Source organism: Luteolibacter sp., from assembly GCF_058122085.1.
This window is the reverse complement of the sequence record NZ_JBIKBQ010000008.1, coordinates 23,703-39,689: the sequence shown is the minus strand read 5'-3', so window position 1 is coordinate 39,689 and position 15,987 is coordinate 23,703. Positions and strand designations below refer to the sequence as shown.

General features: G+C 61.9%; 13 protein-coding genes. 4 read left to right on the top strand and 9 right to left on the bottom strand.

What is annotated here, in order from left to right; genetic code table 11:
* The 7 genes from AC4DF4_RS02425 to AC4DF4_RS02395 form a co-directional block, all read right to left on the bottom strand.
* On the bottom strand, positions 1-1,197 hold the full coding sequence (locus AC4DF4_RS02425) for a glycosyltransferase family 4 protein (RefSeq protein ID WP_490046522.1): 1,197 nt from the start codon (positions 1,195-1,197) through the stop codon (positions 1-3).
* A gap of 103 nt (positions 1,198-1,300) precedes the next feature.
* Positions 1,301-1,882, bottom strand: a complete 582-nt coding sequence (locus AC4DF4_RS02420) for a PqiC family protein (protein ID WP_490046521.1) — start codon at positions 1,880-1,882, stop codon at positions 1,301-1,303.
* The gene (locus AC4DF4_RS02415; protein ID WP_490046520.1) at positions 1,879-2,889 is read right to left on the bottom strand and encodes an MlaD family protein; all 1,011 of its coding nucleotides are present in this window, start codon (positions 2,887-2,889) and stop codon (positions 1,879-1,881) included. The genes AC4DF4_RS02420 and AC4DF4_RS02415 overlap by 4 nt, the downstream gene beginning before the upstream one ends.
* A complete protein-coding gene (locus tag AC4DF4_RS02410; RefSeq protein WP_490046519.1) occupies positions 2,886-3,686 on the bottom strand; it encodes an ABC transporter ATP-binding protein in 801 nt (266 codons plus the stop codon). Before AC4DF4_RS02410 ends, AC4DF4_RS02415 begins: the two co-directional genes overlap by 4 nt.
* Before the next feature lie 3 nt (positions 3,687-3,689).
* Positions 3,690-4,817: an MlaE family ABC transporter permease gene (locus AC4DF4_RS02405; protein WP_490046518.1), complete on the bottom strand. Its 1,128-nt coding sequence runs from the start codon at positions 4,815-4,817 to the stop codon at positions 3,690-3,692.
* Between the two features lie 85 nt (positions 4,818-4,902).
* Positions 4,903-6,999: a polyphosphate kinase 1 gene (gene ppk1, locus AC4DF4_RS02400; RefSeq protein ID WP_490046517.1), complete on the bottom strand. Its 2,097-nt coding sequence runs from the start codon at positions 6,997-6,999 to the stop codon at positions 4,903-4,905.
* 47 nt (positions 7,000-7,046) lie between these two features.
* On the bottom strand, positions 7,047-8,606 hold the full coding sequence (locus AC4DF4_RS02395) for a Ppx/GppA phosphatase family protein (protein WP_490046516.1): 1,560 nt from the start codon (positions 8,604-8,606) through the stop codon (positions 7,047-7,049).
* A 111-nt stretch (positions 8,607-8,717) separates the two neighbouring features.
* Here AC4DF4_RS02395 and AC4DF4_RS02390 point away from each other — a divergent pair, with 111 nt between their 5' ends.
* Entirely contained in the window at positions 8,718-9,545 is an 828-nt protein-coding gene (locus tag AC4DF4_RS02390; RefSeq protein ID WP_490046515.1) for a PPK2 family polyphosphate kinase, read from the top strand.
* Between the two features lie 14 nt (positions 9,546-9,559).
* Here AC4DF4_RS02390 and AC4DF4_RS02385 read toward each other — a convergent pair whose 3' ends face one another.
* Entirely contained in the window at positions 9,560-9,970 is a 411-nt protein-coding gene (locus tag AC4DF4_RS02385; protein WP_490046514.1) for a peptide chain release factor family protein, read from the bottom strand.
* 175 nt (positions 9,971-10,145) lie between these two features.
* A complete protein-coding gene (locus AC4DF4_RS02380; RefSeq protein ID WP_490046513.1) occupies positions 10,146-12,236 on the bottom strand; it encodes a TonB-dependent receptor in 2,091 nt (696 codons plus the stop codon).
* 250 nt (positions 12,237-12,486) lie between these two features.
* On the opposite strand from AC4DF4_RS02380, the gene AC4DF4_RS02375 reads away from it, so the two are divergent.
* The 3 genes from AC4DF4_RS02375 to AC4DF4_RS02365 all read left to right on the top strand — a co-directional run bounded on the left by AC4DF4_RS02375 (position 12,487) and on the right by AC4DF4_RS02365 (position 15,919).
* A complete protein-coding gene (locus AC4DF4_RS02375; RefSeq protein WP_490046512.1) occupies positions 12,487-12,876 on the top strand; it encodes a hypothetical protein in 390 nt (129 codons plus the stop codon).
* 198 nt (positions 12,877-13,074) lie between these two features.
* Positions 13,075-15,132 carry a TonB-dependent receptor family protein gene (locus AC4DF4_RS02370; protein WP_490046511.1) on the top strand — a complete coding sequence of 686 codons (2,058 nt, stop codon included), beginning with the start codon at positions 13,075-13,077 and terminating at the stop codon, positions 15,130-15,132.
* Between the two features lie 85 nt (positions 15,133-15,217).
* Positions 15,218-15,919, top strand: coding sequence for a hypothetical protein (locus AC4DF4_RS02365; RefSeq protein ID WP_490046510.1), 702 nt, complete (start codon positions 15,218-15,220; stop codon positions 15,917-15,919).
* Positions 15,920-15,987 lie beyond the last annotated feature (68 nt).

Genomic DNA, 15,987 nt, shown 5'->3' with positions numbered 1-15,987 from the left:
TCACCGGGCGAGGATTTGATCGAAGACGGCTGCCGTTTTGGCGATCGGGAAGGTGGCCTCGGCATACGCTCGCGCATTGGCGGCGAGCGTCGCCCGCAGCGTTTCCGAGGCGTGGAGGGTGGCGGCGGCGGCGAGGAATCCGGCGAGATCGCGCGGAGCCACGGTCAGCCCGGCGTGGTGGTCGCAGGTGATGCGTGCCGCCAGGTTCTCCAGCGGGATGGCCAGCAAGAGCGGGCGTCCGGCGCACAGGTAGCTGAGGGTCTTCGAAGGAACCGAGAACACCCCGGCTTCTTCCTCGAGAATGCCTACCAGCACATCGCCGGTTGCCAGCACCGCCGGCAACTCGTGAAACGGTTGATAAGGCAGGATCAGGATGTTAGGCAGTTGCGCGGCGGCGGCTTCCTTCCGCAACCACTCCGCGCCGATGCCTTCCGAGACGATGACCACGCGCACCTCCGGATCGTCCGAGTGCTTGCGGGCCAGCTCCAGCAGCATCGCCGGGTTGTGCTTCATGCCGATGGTGCCGGAGTAGAGATAGACGAACTTGTCGTGCAGGCCGTGGCGGCGCGACCAGGGATTGTCCTTCGGCAGGACGGGGATCTCCTCGATCAGCGCCCAGTTCGGCACGACCTCGACTTTCGCCGGATCGACGCCGAACTCGTTGGATAGAATCGGCATGAAGTCCGCGGTGATCGCGATGATTTTCGAGCTGCGCTGGAACTGGCGGCGGTCGAGATGGCGGTACCACGCGCCGATCCAAGCCCCGGCGACCGGGATCTTGCGGCGGAGGAACTGGCCCACCGCGAGGCTGTAGAAATCCTGGACCCAGTAATAGAACCGTCCGCCGTCGGCGATGGCGGCGCGGGTGATCGGTTCCTGGGTCTCGGTGGGCGTGTTGCCGGAAAGCACGGCGTCGGGTTTCCAAGCGGTGATGAATTTCGCGACCTCCCTGCCGTAGCGGACCTCCATGTTCCGGCGGCGGCGGAACGAGTATTTGTAGCGAGGATAATCCGGGTCCATCGGGATTTCCCGAAACTCCAGGGTAGGGGAGTCGTCATCCCTCCGTGCAAGGTCGCCGCGCGGGGTTTGCAGGGAGCTTGCAAACGCATGTACGACATCATGCCCCAGCGCCGCAAGCGCGCGGCTCAGCGAGATGGGAAACGCATGGCCTGCGTAATCGTGAACTACAATTCTCATGATAGGGGGAAACACCGCAACCTGACGGAGCGGTGCCGGGATTTTAGAGCGCAGCCACGGACTGTCAACGCCACCGCCTTACGCGAAGACGTAGGGCGGATCCTCATAGTGCGTGGGCGATTTCCCGCGCGAGGCGGGCGAGGGCTTCGTTCATGGCGGCGGTCCTTCCCGATAGATCCTTCGCGGTGTCGGCGGGGGAAATGGGGACGTTGGTAAGGAACGGGCGGGTGTCCGCGACGCGTCCGCTGACGGGTTGTAATTTCCATGTGCATTCGAAAACAAGGTTGCCGGGCGAGTCTGGCTCGAAGCGCGAGACGCGGATTTCCAGCAGCGACTGGTAATCGAGGGTGACGAAACTTTCGACCGGCTGGATGTTGAGCGAGTTCTCCAACCGCCCGAGGTTGATGGCGGTGACGCGGGAAATGGCGGCGTCGAGCGGTTCGGCCCAAAGATGGTAGCTGTTCATCTGGAGCTGGCCACCGCCGCTGCGGCTGACGAGTTGCTGGCGGTCGAGATAGCTCGGCAGCGCGGGCCGGGAAATGGCGATGGCCGGGCTGGCGCCGGTGATCCGGCGTGCGGGAATCAGCGGGTCCAACAGGTGGAGCACCGAGGTGTCCTTGACGGGCGCGAGGCCGCAGGCGGCGAGCAGGAGAGGAGCGGTTAGTGCGAGGAGGAGTGTTTTCATTCGGGGGTGGCTTTGCCGCGGAGGAGGGTGTCGGGATCGCGTTTCAGGTCGTTGGATAGCTCCTTGAGCGCGCGTGACGCGCGTTCGGTTTCCTGCAGCACGTTTTGCAGGCGCAGCATGACGGGCGCGCGGGCGTTGGAGAAATTCGAGATCTCCTTGGCGGCCTCGTCGATCCTGGCGAGCCCGGCGTCGGTCTTGGCGATGATGGCGTTGATGTCTGCGAGCAGTGGATCAAATCCGGCATTGGCCTTGGTGGCGAGGACGTCGATCTGGACGAGCGCCTCGTCGAGGTTTTGCACGGCGCTGGCGAGCTTCTCGTCACTGGTGATCTTGCGGACGTCCTTGGTGATGGCGATGACGTTGTCGTTGATTTCCTTCACGTTCAATCCGGCGATCTGTTCCTTGGCTTTGACCAGGACCTGGCGGAGATCGATCATCACGCCGTCCAAATCGAGCGCGTTGAATTTTTTCAATCCGTCAGCGATGCCCGCGATGAGTTCATCGAACTCAGTGCCGATGGTGGGAACGACCGGATAGAGCGGCTCGCCGGAAGACGGATAGACGAAGCCCGGCTCGCCGGGCACGATGTCAAACTCGACGTAGAGAAGCCCCGTCAGGAGGCTCTGTTGTTTCATCCCGGCGCGGAGTCCCTGGCTGACGGCTTTTTCCACGCCCTCGAAGGATGACAGGTCGATGCCGCCGCCCTCTTCCGTGCTGATGAGGCTGAGTTCCTTGTCGCCGAGCTCGACGACGACAGGAATGATCTTGCGGTTCTCCTTGCGGTCCACCAGCACGCTGATGGACTGCACCCTGCCGATGCGCACGCCGCCGAAGCGTACGTCCGAGCCGACCTGGAGGCCGTAAACACTCTTGTCGAAATAGAGCAGCAGCTCGTGGTTGCTTTTGAAATACTTGCCCGCACCGAAGAGCACGATGGTCGCCCCGGCGATGATAATGCCGATGAGGGTGAAAACGCCGATGACGGTGGGACTGGCTTTTTTACTCATGACGGTGAATTGGCTGATGACGATGATTCCTCGCCGCGTCGCAGGAAGAGTCGCACGGCGGGGTTCTCGGAATGGTCGCGGAGTTCGGTGGGATTTCCGATGGCACCTTGGGTGCGAGTGGCAGTATCGAGGAAAATCGAGTTGTTCGCGACCGCAAAAATGCTGGCGAGCTCGTGGGTGACGATCACGATGGTCGAGCCGAGGCTGTCGCGGAGGCGGAGGATGAGGTCGTCGAGGCGGCGCGAGCTGAGCGGATCGAGTCCGGCGCCGGGCTCGTCGAGGAAGAGGATTTCGGGATCGAGCGCCATGGCGCGGGCGATGCCGGCGCGCTTGTTCATGCCACCGCTGATCTGGGCGGGATAGTAGTCCTCGTAGCCCGAGAGGCCGACGAGGGAAAGCTTGTAGGAGACGAGGTCGCGGATGACCTTGGGGGCGAGCTCGGTGTTTTCCTCGAGAGGCATGGCGATGTTCTCGGCAAGCGTCATGGAGGACCACAGCGCGCCGGATTGATACATCACGCCGAAGCGGCGGATGAATCTCACCCGTTCCGCGGGACCGGTCGCGGTGAAATTCTCGTTGCCATAGAAGACGCTGCCTTGGGTCGGTTCCAGCAGGCCGACAAGGTGGCGGAGCAGCGTGCTCTTGCCGCAGCCGCTGCCGCCCATGATGATGAAGATATCCTTCTCGGCGACCTCGAAGTTGAGATCCCGCATGACCACGAAGGAGTCGTAGGCCATCGTCAGATCACGCACGGTGATCTTGGCCTTGGCCGGGGGATTTTCCGGAGGAGCGGTCATGGATTAGATATCGAGCACGGTGAAGATGGCGGCGAAACCGGAGTCGAGAATGATGATGGCGGTGATGGAGGCGACCACGGCACGGGTTGTCGCCTCGCCCACCGCGGCGGAGGAGTTCCCCGCGTGCATGCCTTGCAGGCAGCCGCTCATGGCGATGACCGCCCCGAAGAACACGCTCTTGAAAACACCGAGGGAGGCCATCGTCAGGCCGATGGTGGCGACGGTTTCATTCCAATACAGCACCGGCGGGATGCCCACCGCCGCGCCGACTAACATGCCTCCGAAAATACCGACGGCATTCGCATACAGCGTGAGCAGCGGCATCATCAAGACCAGCGCCAGGAGGCGGGGAAGCACCAGGAAATCGAAGGGGTCGAAGCCGAAGGTTTTCAGGGCGTCGATCTCCTGATTCGCCTTCATGCTGCCGAGGTGGGCGGCGAATGCGGCACCCGTCCGGCCGCTCATGATGATGGCGGTCATCATCACACCCATTTCGCGGACCATCGCGATGCCTACCAGATCCGCGACGTAAAGGCTGGCCCCGAAGTTAGCCAGCTGGACGTTTCCCACAAAAGCGAGGATCAGCCCGACGAGGAAGCTGATGAGCGAAACGATCGGCAGCGCCTGCGCGCCGCATTCCTGGACGATCATCCAGAAATCGCGGGCGCGGAAGCGGGCCCGGCCCGTCACGAAGCGTCCGAGCGCCAGCACGGATTGTCCGGTGAACTCGGCGATTAACAGGATGCCAGCCCACACATTGAGCGAGGTTGTTCCCAGCTTCTTGATTTCGGAAACGTCCGTAGGCATCTGGCGGGCTTCGATTTCCTCGGGGACGGCCAGCGCGAGTTCCATCAGTCCGCGGAGATCGGGCGGCAGGCCGTCGAGCGACGGCTTCGCGTCGTCGCCGGGTTTTGCCACGCTTCGCAGATGGGCGAGAATGAAGGCTGGAAGGGTGGAATCAAATTTGCCGAGTTCGCCCGTGACATATCGGGCGGGTGCCTCGGCGGGCGCATCGCCTTGGATCGCGGGAGCCATCCCTCCGCGCCGCCAATCGCCGGAAATCGCCAACACCAGCTGCCCGCCGTCCCGTGTCCAGCGGGCGAGCGGAGTGGGGGATTCCTTCGCGGGCATACCTGAGAGTGCCCGAGAAACGAGTCACAAACAAGCCGCTTCATCAGGGGGATTGGAAGATGCAGGCAGGAATGCCTGCGACACTTCATTCCGCCGGGACGTGGGGCTCGAAGGTCATGGCGCGCTCGTGCTCGCGGGCCTTGGCGGCCTTTTTCGCCTGTTGATAGAAATGGTCCTGGACGCGGAACGCCTTCTGGCCCTTGGCGCGGATGATGCGTTGGGAGCTGCCGTCGGGGAGCAGGCGGGAGGACTGGGTGTTGTCCTGGAAATAGGCTTCGAGGATGCGGACGAGTCGGCGCTTGAGCGCGGTTTCCTCGATGGGGAGCATGAGCTCGACGCGCTTTTCGAGGTTGCGCGTCATCCAGTCGGCGGAGGAAATATACACTCCGGCGTTTCCTCCCTGATGGAAATAGAACAGGCGGGCGTGTTCGAGAAAGCGGTCGATCACCGAGATGACCTCGATGTTTTTCGAGTATTTCGGGTCGCCGGGCTTGAGGCAGCAGATGCCGCGCACGTTGAGACGGATCTCGACGCCGGCCTGCGAGGCGCGGTAAAGGGCGTTGATGATTTCCGGGTCTTGCAGGGAGTTCACCTTGCCGATGATGCGGGCGGGTAGGCCTTGTTTGGCGCGCTCCGCCTCGCCGGCGATGAGGTCGAGCAGCTCGGGCTTCATCGCGGTGGGGGCGGGGACGAGGCGCTGGAAACGCAGGAGCTTGGAGCGGCCGGTGACGGCGTTGAAGAACAGCGAGGCGTCGTTTCCATACTCCGGCTTGCAGGTCAGGTAGGAGAGGTCGGTGTAGAGCTTGGAGGTGGTCTCGTTGTAATTGCCGGTGCCGAGGTGGACGTAGCGGCGCAGGTGGCCGGACTCGCGGCGGACGATCAGGCAGATTTTCGCGTGGGTCTTGAGGCCCTTGACGCCGTAAACGATCTGGGCTCCGGCGCGCTGGAGTTCGTCGGCGCGGTTGAGGTTGCGGGCCTCGTCGAAGCGGGCCTTGAGCTCGACGAGCGCGGTGACGTGCTTGCCGTTTTCCGCGGCCTTGATGAGGGCGTCGATGATCCGGGACTTCCGCGCGGTGCGGTAGAGGACTTGCTTGATGGCGATGACGTCCGGGTCCTCGGCGGCTTCCTCGATGAGGCGGAGGACGGGCTCGAAGGATTCGTAGGGGTGGAACAACAGGACGTCGTTGGAGGCGATGGTTTCAAACATCGAAGCGCCGGGAGCGATGGCGGGCGAGTTCTGCGCGGGCCAGTCGGCGTCGCGCAGGTGGTCGAAATCGGGCAGGAACGCGAGCTCCATGAACGATGCCAGCCCCGGAGGGCCATCGACGCGATAGACTTCCTGCGGAGTGGCGGCGGTGACGTGCTGGATCATGCGGACCAGATCGCGCGGCGCGTCCGAGCGGAGTTCGAGGCGGACGGTGTCGGCGAAGCGGCGGGCGGTCAGGACGTCTTCCATTTCACCGGCGAGGTCGATGGCGTCTTCCTCCTGCACGGCGATGTCTCCATTGCGGGTGACTCGGAAGGCGGTGGTGGAGGTGACCACTTCGCCGGGGAAAAGCTGGCCGGCGTGGGTGGCGACAAGGTCCTCGATGAGGATGAAGGCATGACCCTCGCCTTCGATGGCGACGTTCACGCGACGGCCGAGGATTTCCGTAATGGGAATGAGCGCGTGGCGGGCGGTCTGTGTTTCAGGATCGAGCAGGCGGCAGGCGACGATGATTTGCAGCGCGGGGACGACGGGCGGCGCGCCAGCCGGATCGACGGCGAGAGGGGTGAGCAGCGGGAAAACGGAGTCCTCGAAAGTCGCGGCGACCTGGGCCGCCTGGGTGACGGAAAGGTCGGACGGTTGGAGCGGCCGGATGCCGGCCTTTTCAAGCGCGGGGACGAGGGTGCCGGTGAGCAGGGCGTATTGCTGCGCGCTCATCTTGAGAATGCGCTGGCGCAGTGCGGTTAGGTTTCTCGCCGGCGTGAGGCCGGATGCGTCCGGCGTCTTGCGTCCGCTGCGGCGCATCAGCATGAGCCCGCCGATGCGGACTTGGAAGAACTCGTCGAGGTTGGACGCGGTGATGGCGAGGAACTTCACCCGCTCCAGCAGCGGCAGGTCTTCGCGCAGGGCTTCGTTGAGGACGCGCTGGTTGAACTCGATCCAAGAGAGCTCGCGGTTGAGGTAGGGAGTGGACATGGGAGGAAATTTCAGCGTTTCAGTTTTCAGCGTTTCAGCATTTACCCTCAGTTATCTTCGTCGATGACGACGCCGAGGCCGAAGATTTGCTCGAAGAGGTCGGCCTTGGAGTCCATGGCGAGGCGCTCGACGGCGGCGTCTGCCAGGCCGGGCAGGCGGATGCGGAGTTTGCCGGACTCACGGCGGATTTCGAGGTTGGCGACGCGCTGGACGTGGGTGCGCTCGAGGGCGTCGGCCACGCGGAGCAGGGCGGCGAGCTTGCAAACGCGGATGCGGTCGTCGGTGCTGAGGGCGGCGTAGCTCGGGTGGTCGAGCCGTGGGCCGGAGTGGCGGTGATAGCGGGCGACGAGCGCGACGATGGTGACGTCCAGTCGGTTGAGTCCGAAGACTTCCGAGTTGAGGATCAGGTATTCCGAGTGTTTGTGGTGGGCCCGCGGGCTGACGTAAGTGCCAACTTCATGGAGAATGGCGGCCACCTGGAGCAATAGCGAGTCATGCGGAGTGAGCTGATGGAGATCGGGGAGCGCCTCGAAGAAGCGGGTGCAGAGATTGCCTACGTGTTCGCCGTGGCTGGGGTCGGACTGATAGCGTTCCGCCAGGATCCGGGCGGAGCGGAGGACTTCCTCGGCGAAGGTGCCGGTGAGTTCCTGCGAGACGAGCAGGTCGTGGAGCAGCCCTTGCTCGTATTCGCTGGTGGGGATGTGGACCTCGCCGAGCTTGAGGGTTTCGGCGATGGCGAGGTTGATTTCCAGGGCGGGGAGCAGGGCCTCTGCGGTTTGATAGTCGAGCTGGAAACGCTTCACGAGCTCCACGTCGCTCATGTTGGCGGCGTCGGCGGTGAACTGGCGCAGGGCCTTGATCGAGCAAACCTGGGTGGACTTGGTGAGCGAGGGCGCGACGGATTGCAGCTCGTAGCCGATGACCACCAGGCCGTCGATGCTGACATCCGAGTAGTCGAAGCGGATCTGGGCGAGATTCCCGTAGGCGTGCTCGCGGATGACCCGGAGCATGGCCGGACCTTCCGCGTGGGAACCCTCCACCGCCTCGCGCGTCCGGTGGGTGCCCATGCGGTAGCTGGTGTAGCGCGCGATGAGGCCGTTTTGAAACAGAAGCGCTCGGGTGTTGCCCGGACCCACGTGCAGGACCAGCGTGGTGTCCTTGCGCATGGCGGGCAGGCTGAGCAGGCGGCGGCGGGTTTTCAGATAGATGAGCCGGGTCATTTCCCCGTCGTCGATGGTGCCGATCCGCAGTCCGCAGGCGATGCGGATGCGGTTCATGAAGGTCTCATGGTTGGTCGCCTCGCTGAGGATGTTGGTGGCCACCGCGCGGGTGACGGCGTGGGGGTCGAGCCCGAGTTCGGCGAGGGATTTCTGATAGCCCTTGATGATAGCCACGACCCGCTCGGTGGTGGACGGGCTGACGACGCCGCCCCGGAAAATGTCGCGGGCGACCGGCGCGGGTTGTTCGAGGAAATCGACCGAGATGAACGAGCCGTCTTGCTGGCGTTCCGCGACCATCATGGAGACCGAACTCGCGCCGATGTGCAGGGCGGTGAATAGATTTTCGGCGACAAGGGCTTTTTTCGCGGATTTGCGGGCGGGCGGCATCGCACAAGGACAACGCGCAATCGCCAGCGGTTCAACCCTCAATGTGTGACAAGATGAATCTTCGGCGAGTCAGGGCTTGTCACGGGGGGATTCGCTGGCAATAAGACGCCCATGCCAGTCAGAGGAGCGTTGGAGCGATATTGGGTGAAGCCCGGTGCCGAGGTGGACTTGGTGAAAATTGACGGCGGCGAGAAGGTCCTGTTCAAGGGGGTAGGCAAGGAGGAAATCCAGCGGCAGTTCGACGAGCTTCAGGACGAGCTGCAGGAATTGCAAAAACGTCTCTACGCGCAGAACAAGCACCGCATCCTGGTGGTGATGCAGGCGATGGATACCGGTGGCAAGGACGGCTGCATCAAGCACGTTTTCTCACGGATCGACCCTCAGGGGATTCACGTCCGCTCCTTCAAGAAGCCGAGCGAGGAGGAATTGTCGTATGATTTCCTGTGGCGGGTGCATTCCAAGGTCCCGCACCGCGGGCAACTGGTGATTTTCAACCGCAGTCACTACGAGGACATCATCGCCGTGCGGGTGAAGAAGATCTTCCCCGACGAGGTCTGGAAACGCCGCCAGCGCCACGTCGTCGAGTTCGAGCGGATGCTCGCGGAAGAGGGGACGACGATCGTGAAAATCTTCCTGCACATTTCCAAGGACGAGCAGAAGAAGCGCTTGGAAGCGAGGCTGGCAGATCCCGTCAAGCACTGGAAAATCAACCCTGACGATCTGGTGGACCGCGCGCGCTGGGATGATTTCATGAGGGCTTACGAGGACGTGATGCAGAAGACCTCCACCGAGTTCGCGCCGTGGTATGTGGTGCCGGCCGACCGGAAATGGTACCGCAATCTCTGCGTCGCCCGGATCATGCTCGACACGCTCAAGAAGCTCAACATGGAGTATCCGGCCATCAACTGGGACCCCAAGACGATCAAGATCGAGGACTGATAGGGGCGCCCACCTCAATCGCCGGAAGGCGAACGGCGCATCGATTTCTTCTGCGACAAATTCCGCTTGTCCGCCACGGAGCGGTTTTTCGAGTTCCGCGAGCGAGGCCGGTTCGTCCGGCGCATTTTCTCGATCGCCTGGGTCTTCGCCACCGCCTTGCCCTCGCGGATCGCCTCAAGCTGCTCGCAAAGTTCCCGCCGTGCGAGGAACCGGTTCATCTCCCGCGAGCGGTCCATCTGGCACTTGATGCAGACGCCAGTCGGCAGGTGTTTGAGAAAAACGCAGTTCGATGTCTTGTTGATCTTTTGCCCGCCCGCCCCCGAGCCGCGCACGAATTTCTCCAACAGATCCGCCTCCGCGATCCCGAGCGCCGCCAGTCGCTGCTCCAGCGCGGCGAGTTTGTCGGATGTGATCGGACTCTGCACAAAGCAAAAAAGCCCCGGAATCCCGAAATGACAAGGCCGGAACGATCATCCGCGAATTCGGAAATCAAAAATTACACCCGGACCACGAAAAGCCCTCGTGGCCTCCTCCGGCATCCCGATCGTTTGCAGGATCCTCGCATGCTTGGCTGACCCTATGAAACAGAAGCGTTCCGTTTTAAAACCGCCGGGTTAGCGACAGCCGGAAGGTGCGTGGTTCCGCCGGATGCAGGTGGATGTCTTGCACCCCGCCGACCGGCTCGCCGGGGAGGCGGGAAGCGTAGAAATACTCGATGTCGTTGTCATCGCGGCCGAGGAGATTCAGGCAATCCAAGGAGATTTCCCAATCGCTTTTTCGATAGCCGATGCGGGCGTTTATCTGCCAGCTTTGCCGGGAGTTGACGCTGCCGTCCTCGATCAGGGGCCGTTGGCTGAAATATCGTGAGCGCAGGCTGCCGAAGAAGCCTTCACTCATTCCTACGGTGATTCCCGTGTCGAGGGTGAGTGGCACTGCGCCCGGGATTTCATCATCTGCTCCCACGTCTTTAAGCCTGCCTTCACTCAGTGTGATCTCGTTATCAAGCGTCAACCAGTCCGAGGGACGCCAGTAAGTGGACCACTCGACGCCGAAGCGCTCGGTCGCGGGCCCGGCCTCGGACGTGCCCGCGTCTCCGACGTAGAGCAGCTCCGAATCGCTGTGTAGATAGAACAATGCCAAGGTGCTGACCACGTCGGCTAGCGCTTCGGTTCTTGCTCCGAGTTCGAAGCCGTAGGTGCGAACCAGGGGATCCACCGCGTCCATGGCGAGCGTCACGCCGCGGGCGTCGTTGCTGTGGAACCCCATTCCTGCGTTGGCGTAGAATTCTGTATCAGCCCATGGGCCGAAGATCAGGCTGAGCTTGGGGCTGACGATGGCGTCGGATTCATTTCCAGAGTTCGCGGGATCTTCGCTTTCCACGTCGAAGTAGAAGCCGTCCGCTCGCAGGCCGGGTTGGACGCGGAACCAGTCGTTCACCTGATAGTTCGCCGACGCGTAGAGTCCGGCTGAACTTTCATGAACGTCGTCCACGCGGACCGAGCTGGTGCGGACGGTGTCGGTTGTGTTATAAAGGCCGATGCCGTTCATGATGTCATGGCGCGTCTGGAATCCGACGGTCAGGGTGTTTTCGTTGCCGAAATCCCACTCACGCCGCACCTCTCCGCCGAGAAACCAGCGTTGGTCCTGTTGTTCGAACTGGTCGCCGTTGATAGGATCGTTAAGGAAGTAAGTGAAGTTGGAAAACAGATCGAGATCGTAGCTTCCCAGATAGAAATCGGTATGGAGGCGGCCATCAGCAAGATCGCGGTCCCACGCTCCCATCAAGCTGTAGCGGCTGGATTCTCCACCCACGGTGTCGTCGATATTTCCGAGCCGGTCGATCTTACCGCTGTCACTGAGCCGCTTCGGAATCTGGTCGGTGGAATCCCAATTCCCGTCGTAGCCCATGGCGGTGAGGCTGAAACTGTCTTGGCCGGATTCCTTGAAGTATTTGAGAAACCCGTTCACGCGCTGGGATCTTCCTTCACGATCCCATGGTCCGTCGTAGTAATTGTATTCCACGGCGTAGGTCAGGCCGGACCGATCGGAGTCCGGTGCTTCGGGTGCTGCGGATTTCGAACGTCCGCCCGGCGGGGAGTGGGAGCCGAGATCGATGGTTCCGGCTAACAATCCGCGGAAGTAATTGTTTTCCCCGATGCCGACGCTTGCCATGCCCTGCGGCAGCATGTCGAAAAAGCGGAACTTCGCCCCTCCCGCGGTGCTGAGATCGCCGAGTTGGCCGTAGAACGGGCCTTTCCAGTAATCGAGGGTTTCGACGAGTTCGGGGATGATCGGATTGAGGTCCGCGTAGCCTTGGCCGTGCGCGTGGGTGACGAAGTTCACCGGTTGCCCGTCCATCGAGACGGAGAAATCCGTGCCGTGGTCGAGGTTGAAGCCGCGGACGAAATACTGGTTCGCCTTGCCGTCGCCGGAGTGCTGCGTGATGACAATGCCGGGCACCGCCTCTAGCAGCTCACCGCGCCGAAGGTAGGGCCGATCCAAGAGTTCCTTGGAATTCACTTGGCCTCTCGAGGCGCTGGGCGCGATGCCGATGAGACTCTCCGCCTTGCCGGTGACGACGAGGGCCGCAAGTGTCTGAGGGCTGGGGTCCACGGGTGGATTCGTTTCCTGGGCGGAAATGGATGCCGTGAAAAGTGCGAGATAGACTGATGGGAAATAGGGAGGTTTCATATTCAAGGAGGTCGGACGCCGAATGAGACGGTCTTTGGAGAGTCACTCCAATCAGTAACCGCGGACCGCTCACCAGTTCGGTCAAGTCCGACGGGTAAGAAAATTGCGGTTTTCCGGTAATGACAGAGCTTGGCGCGGGCAATCATGCGACCGATTTCTCCCTCCGCAAGTTCTGGATGTGATCGACTTGAATTCCTGATTTCTAAAAAACCACTTGACCGGTTTCTTGTGGAGACGTCTATTCGCCTCAGTGTCGAAGCTGTCGTTACGAATAGGTCAATACCTCCTGATAGGAGCGCTCGTCATCTCGATGGGCGGGCATTTGGCGCTGCTTCAGACGATCGCATGGGGAAACATGCTGGTGGATTTCTCCAGCAGATCCTCCATTTCGGAAGCGGTTGAAAAGACCTTCGACGGCGAGCATCCATGCCACTTGTGCAAGGTGGTGCGGAAATCGAAGAGCGAAGAGGAGAAGAAGCCCCTGCTCAAATCCGAAATGAAAATGGAAGTCATCTTGCCCGCACCGGTCAAGGTGCCGTTCCCACGCGGCACGGCGGTCGTGTTCCGCGTGACGGAGTATTCCGGGACCTTTGCGGAGGTTTGTCTGGCCGTGCCGTTGCAGCCGCCGCGAACCGTCTGATCGTGCATTCGCAGACGAAAGCCACTCACTGACCCGCTGGTTTCCCCAATGGGGGCCTCCGAAGCGTGCCCGGGATCTTTCGTTGGAAACTCTCAGGACGTGTCGCACGGCAGTTGCCGTCGCGGACGTCCAGGCCGCTTTGGCCGCGCGATGCATGGACGCATCGCGATCATCTTCTGATTTCAACAAATATTTTTTATGACTCTCAATCATTCCATTTTCATTTTCATCAGTATCGCCGGCGTTGCTGGCGCGCAATCCAGCCGTCTCACGCCCCTCGTCGTAGAGGCCGACCACCACCCGGTTTCCAAGACGGTGCCGACGGCCGCCGAGAGCCGAGAGGAACTCGCGAAAACTCCCGGCGGCACGGAAGTCGTCGAGGCCGGGCGCTACCTTCGCGGGCGGGCCAGCACGATGGCGGACACTTTCGCGCTGTCTCCCGGTGTGGTCGCCCAGCCGCGCTTCGGTTCGGACGAGGCGCGCATTTCAATCCGCGGTTCCGGGATGCAGCGCACGTTCCACGGTCGCGGCATCCGCGTGATGCAGGACGGCGTGCCGCTCAATCTAGCCGATGGCGGCTTCGACATGCAGGCGGTCGATCCGCTGGCCGCGGATCACGTCAACATCTGGCGCGGCGGCAACGCGCTTGCTCTCGGCTCCTCCACGCTCGGCGGCGCCATCGACTACATTTCCGCCACCGGGCTCTCCGCGCCGGGTGGTTCGGTCCGGCTGGAAGGCGGCTCGTTCGACTATCTCCGCGCTCGCGTGGCGCTTGGTCTCAGCGAGGGAAATGCCGACGCGTATCTCAGTGTTTCCGAGCAATACCAAGGCGGCTTCCGGGAGCATGCGGAGCAGAACAACCAGCGCCTGTTCGGCAACTTCGGCTGGCGGCTTTCAGACAGCGCCGAGACCCGGCTCTTCGTCACCGCCGTCCGCTCCCGGTCCGAACTTCCCGGCAGCTTGACGAAGGCCGAGCTAAACGACGACCCCTCACAGGCGGACGACTCGCTTTTCGGAGCCGTCGCCTACGACAACCGGCGCGACTTCGAGCTCTATCGAATCGCGGACAAGACCACGGTGAGAAACGGAAACGACACCATCGAGTTCATCGTCGCGTTCACTTACAAAGACCTGGATCATCCGATCACGCCTTTCGTGGGAGTGATCGACCAGCTCTCAAACGATACGCTGCTAGGCGCGGTTTTCACCCGCGAAGGACGGCTCTTCGGCCGTGACAACCGCGCTCGGGCCGGAGCGTTTCTCACCCGTGGGACCATCGACGCGGCCACGTTTCAAAACCGCTTCGGCGAACGCGGCGATTTGACTTCAAGCGCCGATCAAACGGCGACCAACATCGAGGGCTTCGTGGAAGACCAGCTCGCGTTGGGCAACGGCTTCACGGGCGTTGCCGGTGCCACCGCCGCCAGCAACCGCCGCGAGAACGAGCAGCAATCAGGAACCGCCGCGAGTTACGACCGCTCGTATGAAAACGTCACGCCGAAGATCGGCTTGCGCTGGGAGACGGATGATTTCCAGGTCTTCGGTAATTTCAGCGGCAGCTACGAGCCACCGTCCTTCTCGGAGACCAACGGCGCGCTCACGCCGAACGAGGCGCAGACTGCGAACACGATCGAGTTAGGAACCCGCGGCAGCCATGCGAATTTCCGCTGGGATGCGGTGGCTTACGTCTCGGCGGTGAAGGATGAATTTCTCTCCCTGAACAATAGCGCCGGAACCCCGCTCGGGACGACCAACGCGGACCGGACGAGCCACCGTGGCGTGGAGTTGTTCGGCGAGGTCGATCTGCTCGGTGGCGCGCTGGAGGAGATGGCGGAAAACCGATTGATCCTCCGTAGTGTTTGGACATACGGCCGCTTCAAGTTCGACGACGACTCGACCTACGGCGACAACACCATCGCAGGACTCCCGCCGCATCTGATCCGCGGCGAGTTGATCTGGGAGAGCAAGGCGGGCTACTACGCCGGGCCGACTGTCGAGTGGGTGCCGGTGAAGTCTTATGTCGATCATGCCAACACGCTCAGCGCGGATCCCTACGCACTGCTCGGCTTCAAGCTCGGCCGCAGGTTGGAAAACGGCCTGTCGTGGTTCATTGAGGCCAAGAATCTCACGGATGAGCGCTATGCGGCCACCACCGGCGTCGTCGCCAACGCTGGCGCAGACCCGGATCAGAAATCCCGCAATTTTCTCCCTGGCGACGGCCGTGGCGTCTTCGCCGGGATCGAGTGGAAATGGTAAGCTGTTGATTCGATTTTCTCGGGAAGGCGGCGGCTAAATCCGCCTCCTTCCCCTCCGCTTTTCAAGCTATCTACTATTTGCACACATGAAACTTTGGATTCGTAAAGCCCATCGTTGGCTTGGTCTCATTTTCAGTTTTACTCTGTTGCTTTCATCCGGTAGCGGCGTGATTCACACACTCATGACACGCAGCCAGGCACCTCCGCCTGCCGCGCGTCCTTCAAATCAGTTCCTCGACCCGTCAGCCATACGCCTATCGGCGGGGGAGGCCGTGGCGCGGGTTCCCGGCGGCGCGGCCGCCACCGCCATCAACTTGCGCATGATCGCCGGGCAGCCTCACTACCAGATCTTTCCCTCCACGGGAGCGCCCAGCTATGTCAGCGCCGTCACCGGAGCCTGCGACCCATCGATGGATGAAGCCTATGGCAAGGAAATTGCCAGCGACTTTCTCGGCGGTCAAGCAGTCCGGAAGACTGGCTATCTCACAGCCTTCAATCGCGAATACATCGGCATCTTCCGCATTCTCCCGGTCTATCGATTCGATGCCGCGGATACCCGCGGCACCCGGGTTTATGTCTCCACGGCCACTGGCAGCGTCACGCGCCTCACCGACGATGGGAAACAGCTGGAGGCCGACATCTTCACGCTCTTCCACAAATTCGGCTTCATCCGGAACAAGGATCTCCGGGATTGGAGTCTGATGCTCGTAACTGGCGCTACCTTCGCAGTGTCCGCTCTCGGAGTCGTTTTGTTCATCCTAACCCGTCCGCGCGGGCGACGCATTTGAATCAGGCTACTTTTTGGAGAGCTCGGCGAGCTTGTCAATGATCCGGTCGCGGACGGGCTCCTCGATGA

Coding starts and splice junctions, on each gene's coding strand:
- AC4DF4_RS02425 (WP_490046522.1), bottom strand. CDS start 1,197: ATGAGAATTGTAGTTCACGATTACGCAGGCCATGCGTTTCCCATCTCG.
- AC4DF4_RS02420 (WP_490046521.1), bottom strand. CDS start 1,882: ATGAAAACACTCCTCCTCGCACTAACCGCTCCTCTCCTGCTCGCCGCC.
- AC4DF4_RS02415 (WP_490046520.1), bottom strand. CDS start 2,889: ATGAGTAAAAAAGCCAGTCCCACCGTCATCGGCGTTTTCACCCTCATC.
- AC4DF4_RS02410 (WP_490046519.1), bottom strand. CDS start 3,686: ATGACCGCTCCTCCGGAAAATCCCCCGGCCAAGGCCAAGATCACCGTG.
- AC4DF4_RS02405 (WP_490046518.1), bottom strand. CDS start 4,817: ATGCCCGCGAAGGAATCCCCCACTCCGCTCGCCCGCTGGACACGGGAC.
- ppk1 (WP_490046517.1), bottom strand. CDS start 6,999: ATGTCCACTCCCTACCTCAACCGCGAGCTCTCTTGGATCGAGTTCAAC.
- AC4DF4_RS02395 (WP_490046516.1), bottom strand. CDS start 8,606: ATGCCGCCCGCCCGCAAATCCGCGAAAAAAGCCCTTGTCGCCGAAAAT.
- AC4DF4_RS02390 (WP_490046515.1), top strand. CDS start 8,718: ATGCCAGTCAGAGGAGCGTTGGAGCGATATTGGGTGAAGCCCGGTGCC.
- AC4DF4_RS02380 (WP_490046513.1), bottom strand. CDS start 12,236: ATGAAACCTCCCTATTTCCCATCAGTCTATCTCGCACTTTTCACGGCA.
- AC4DF4_RS02370 (WP_490046511.1), top strand. CDS start 13,075: ATGACTCTCAATCATTCCATTTTCATTTTCATCAGTATCGCCGGCGTT.
- AC4DF4_RS02365 (WP_490046510.1), top strand. CDS start 15,218: ATGAAACTTTGGATTCGTAAAGCCCATCGTTGGCTTGGTCTCATTTTC.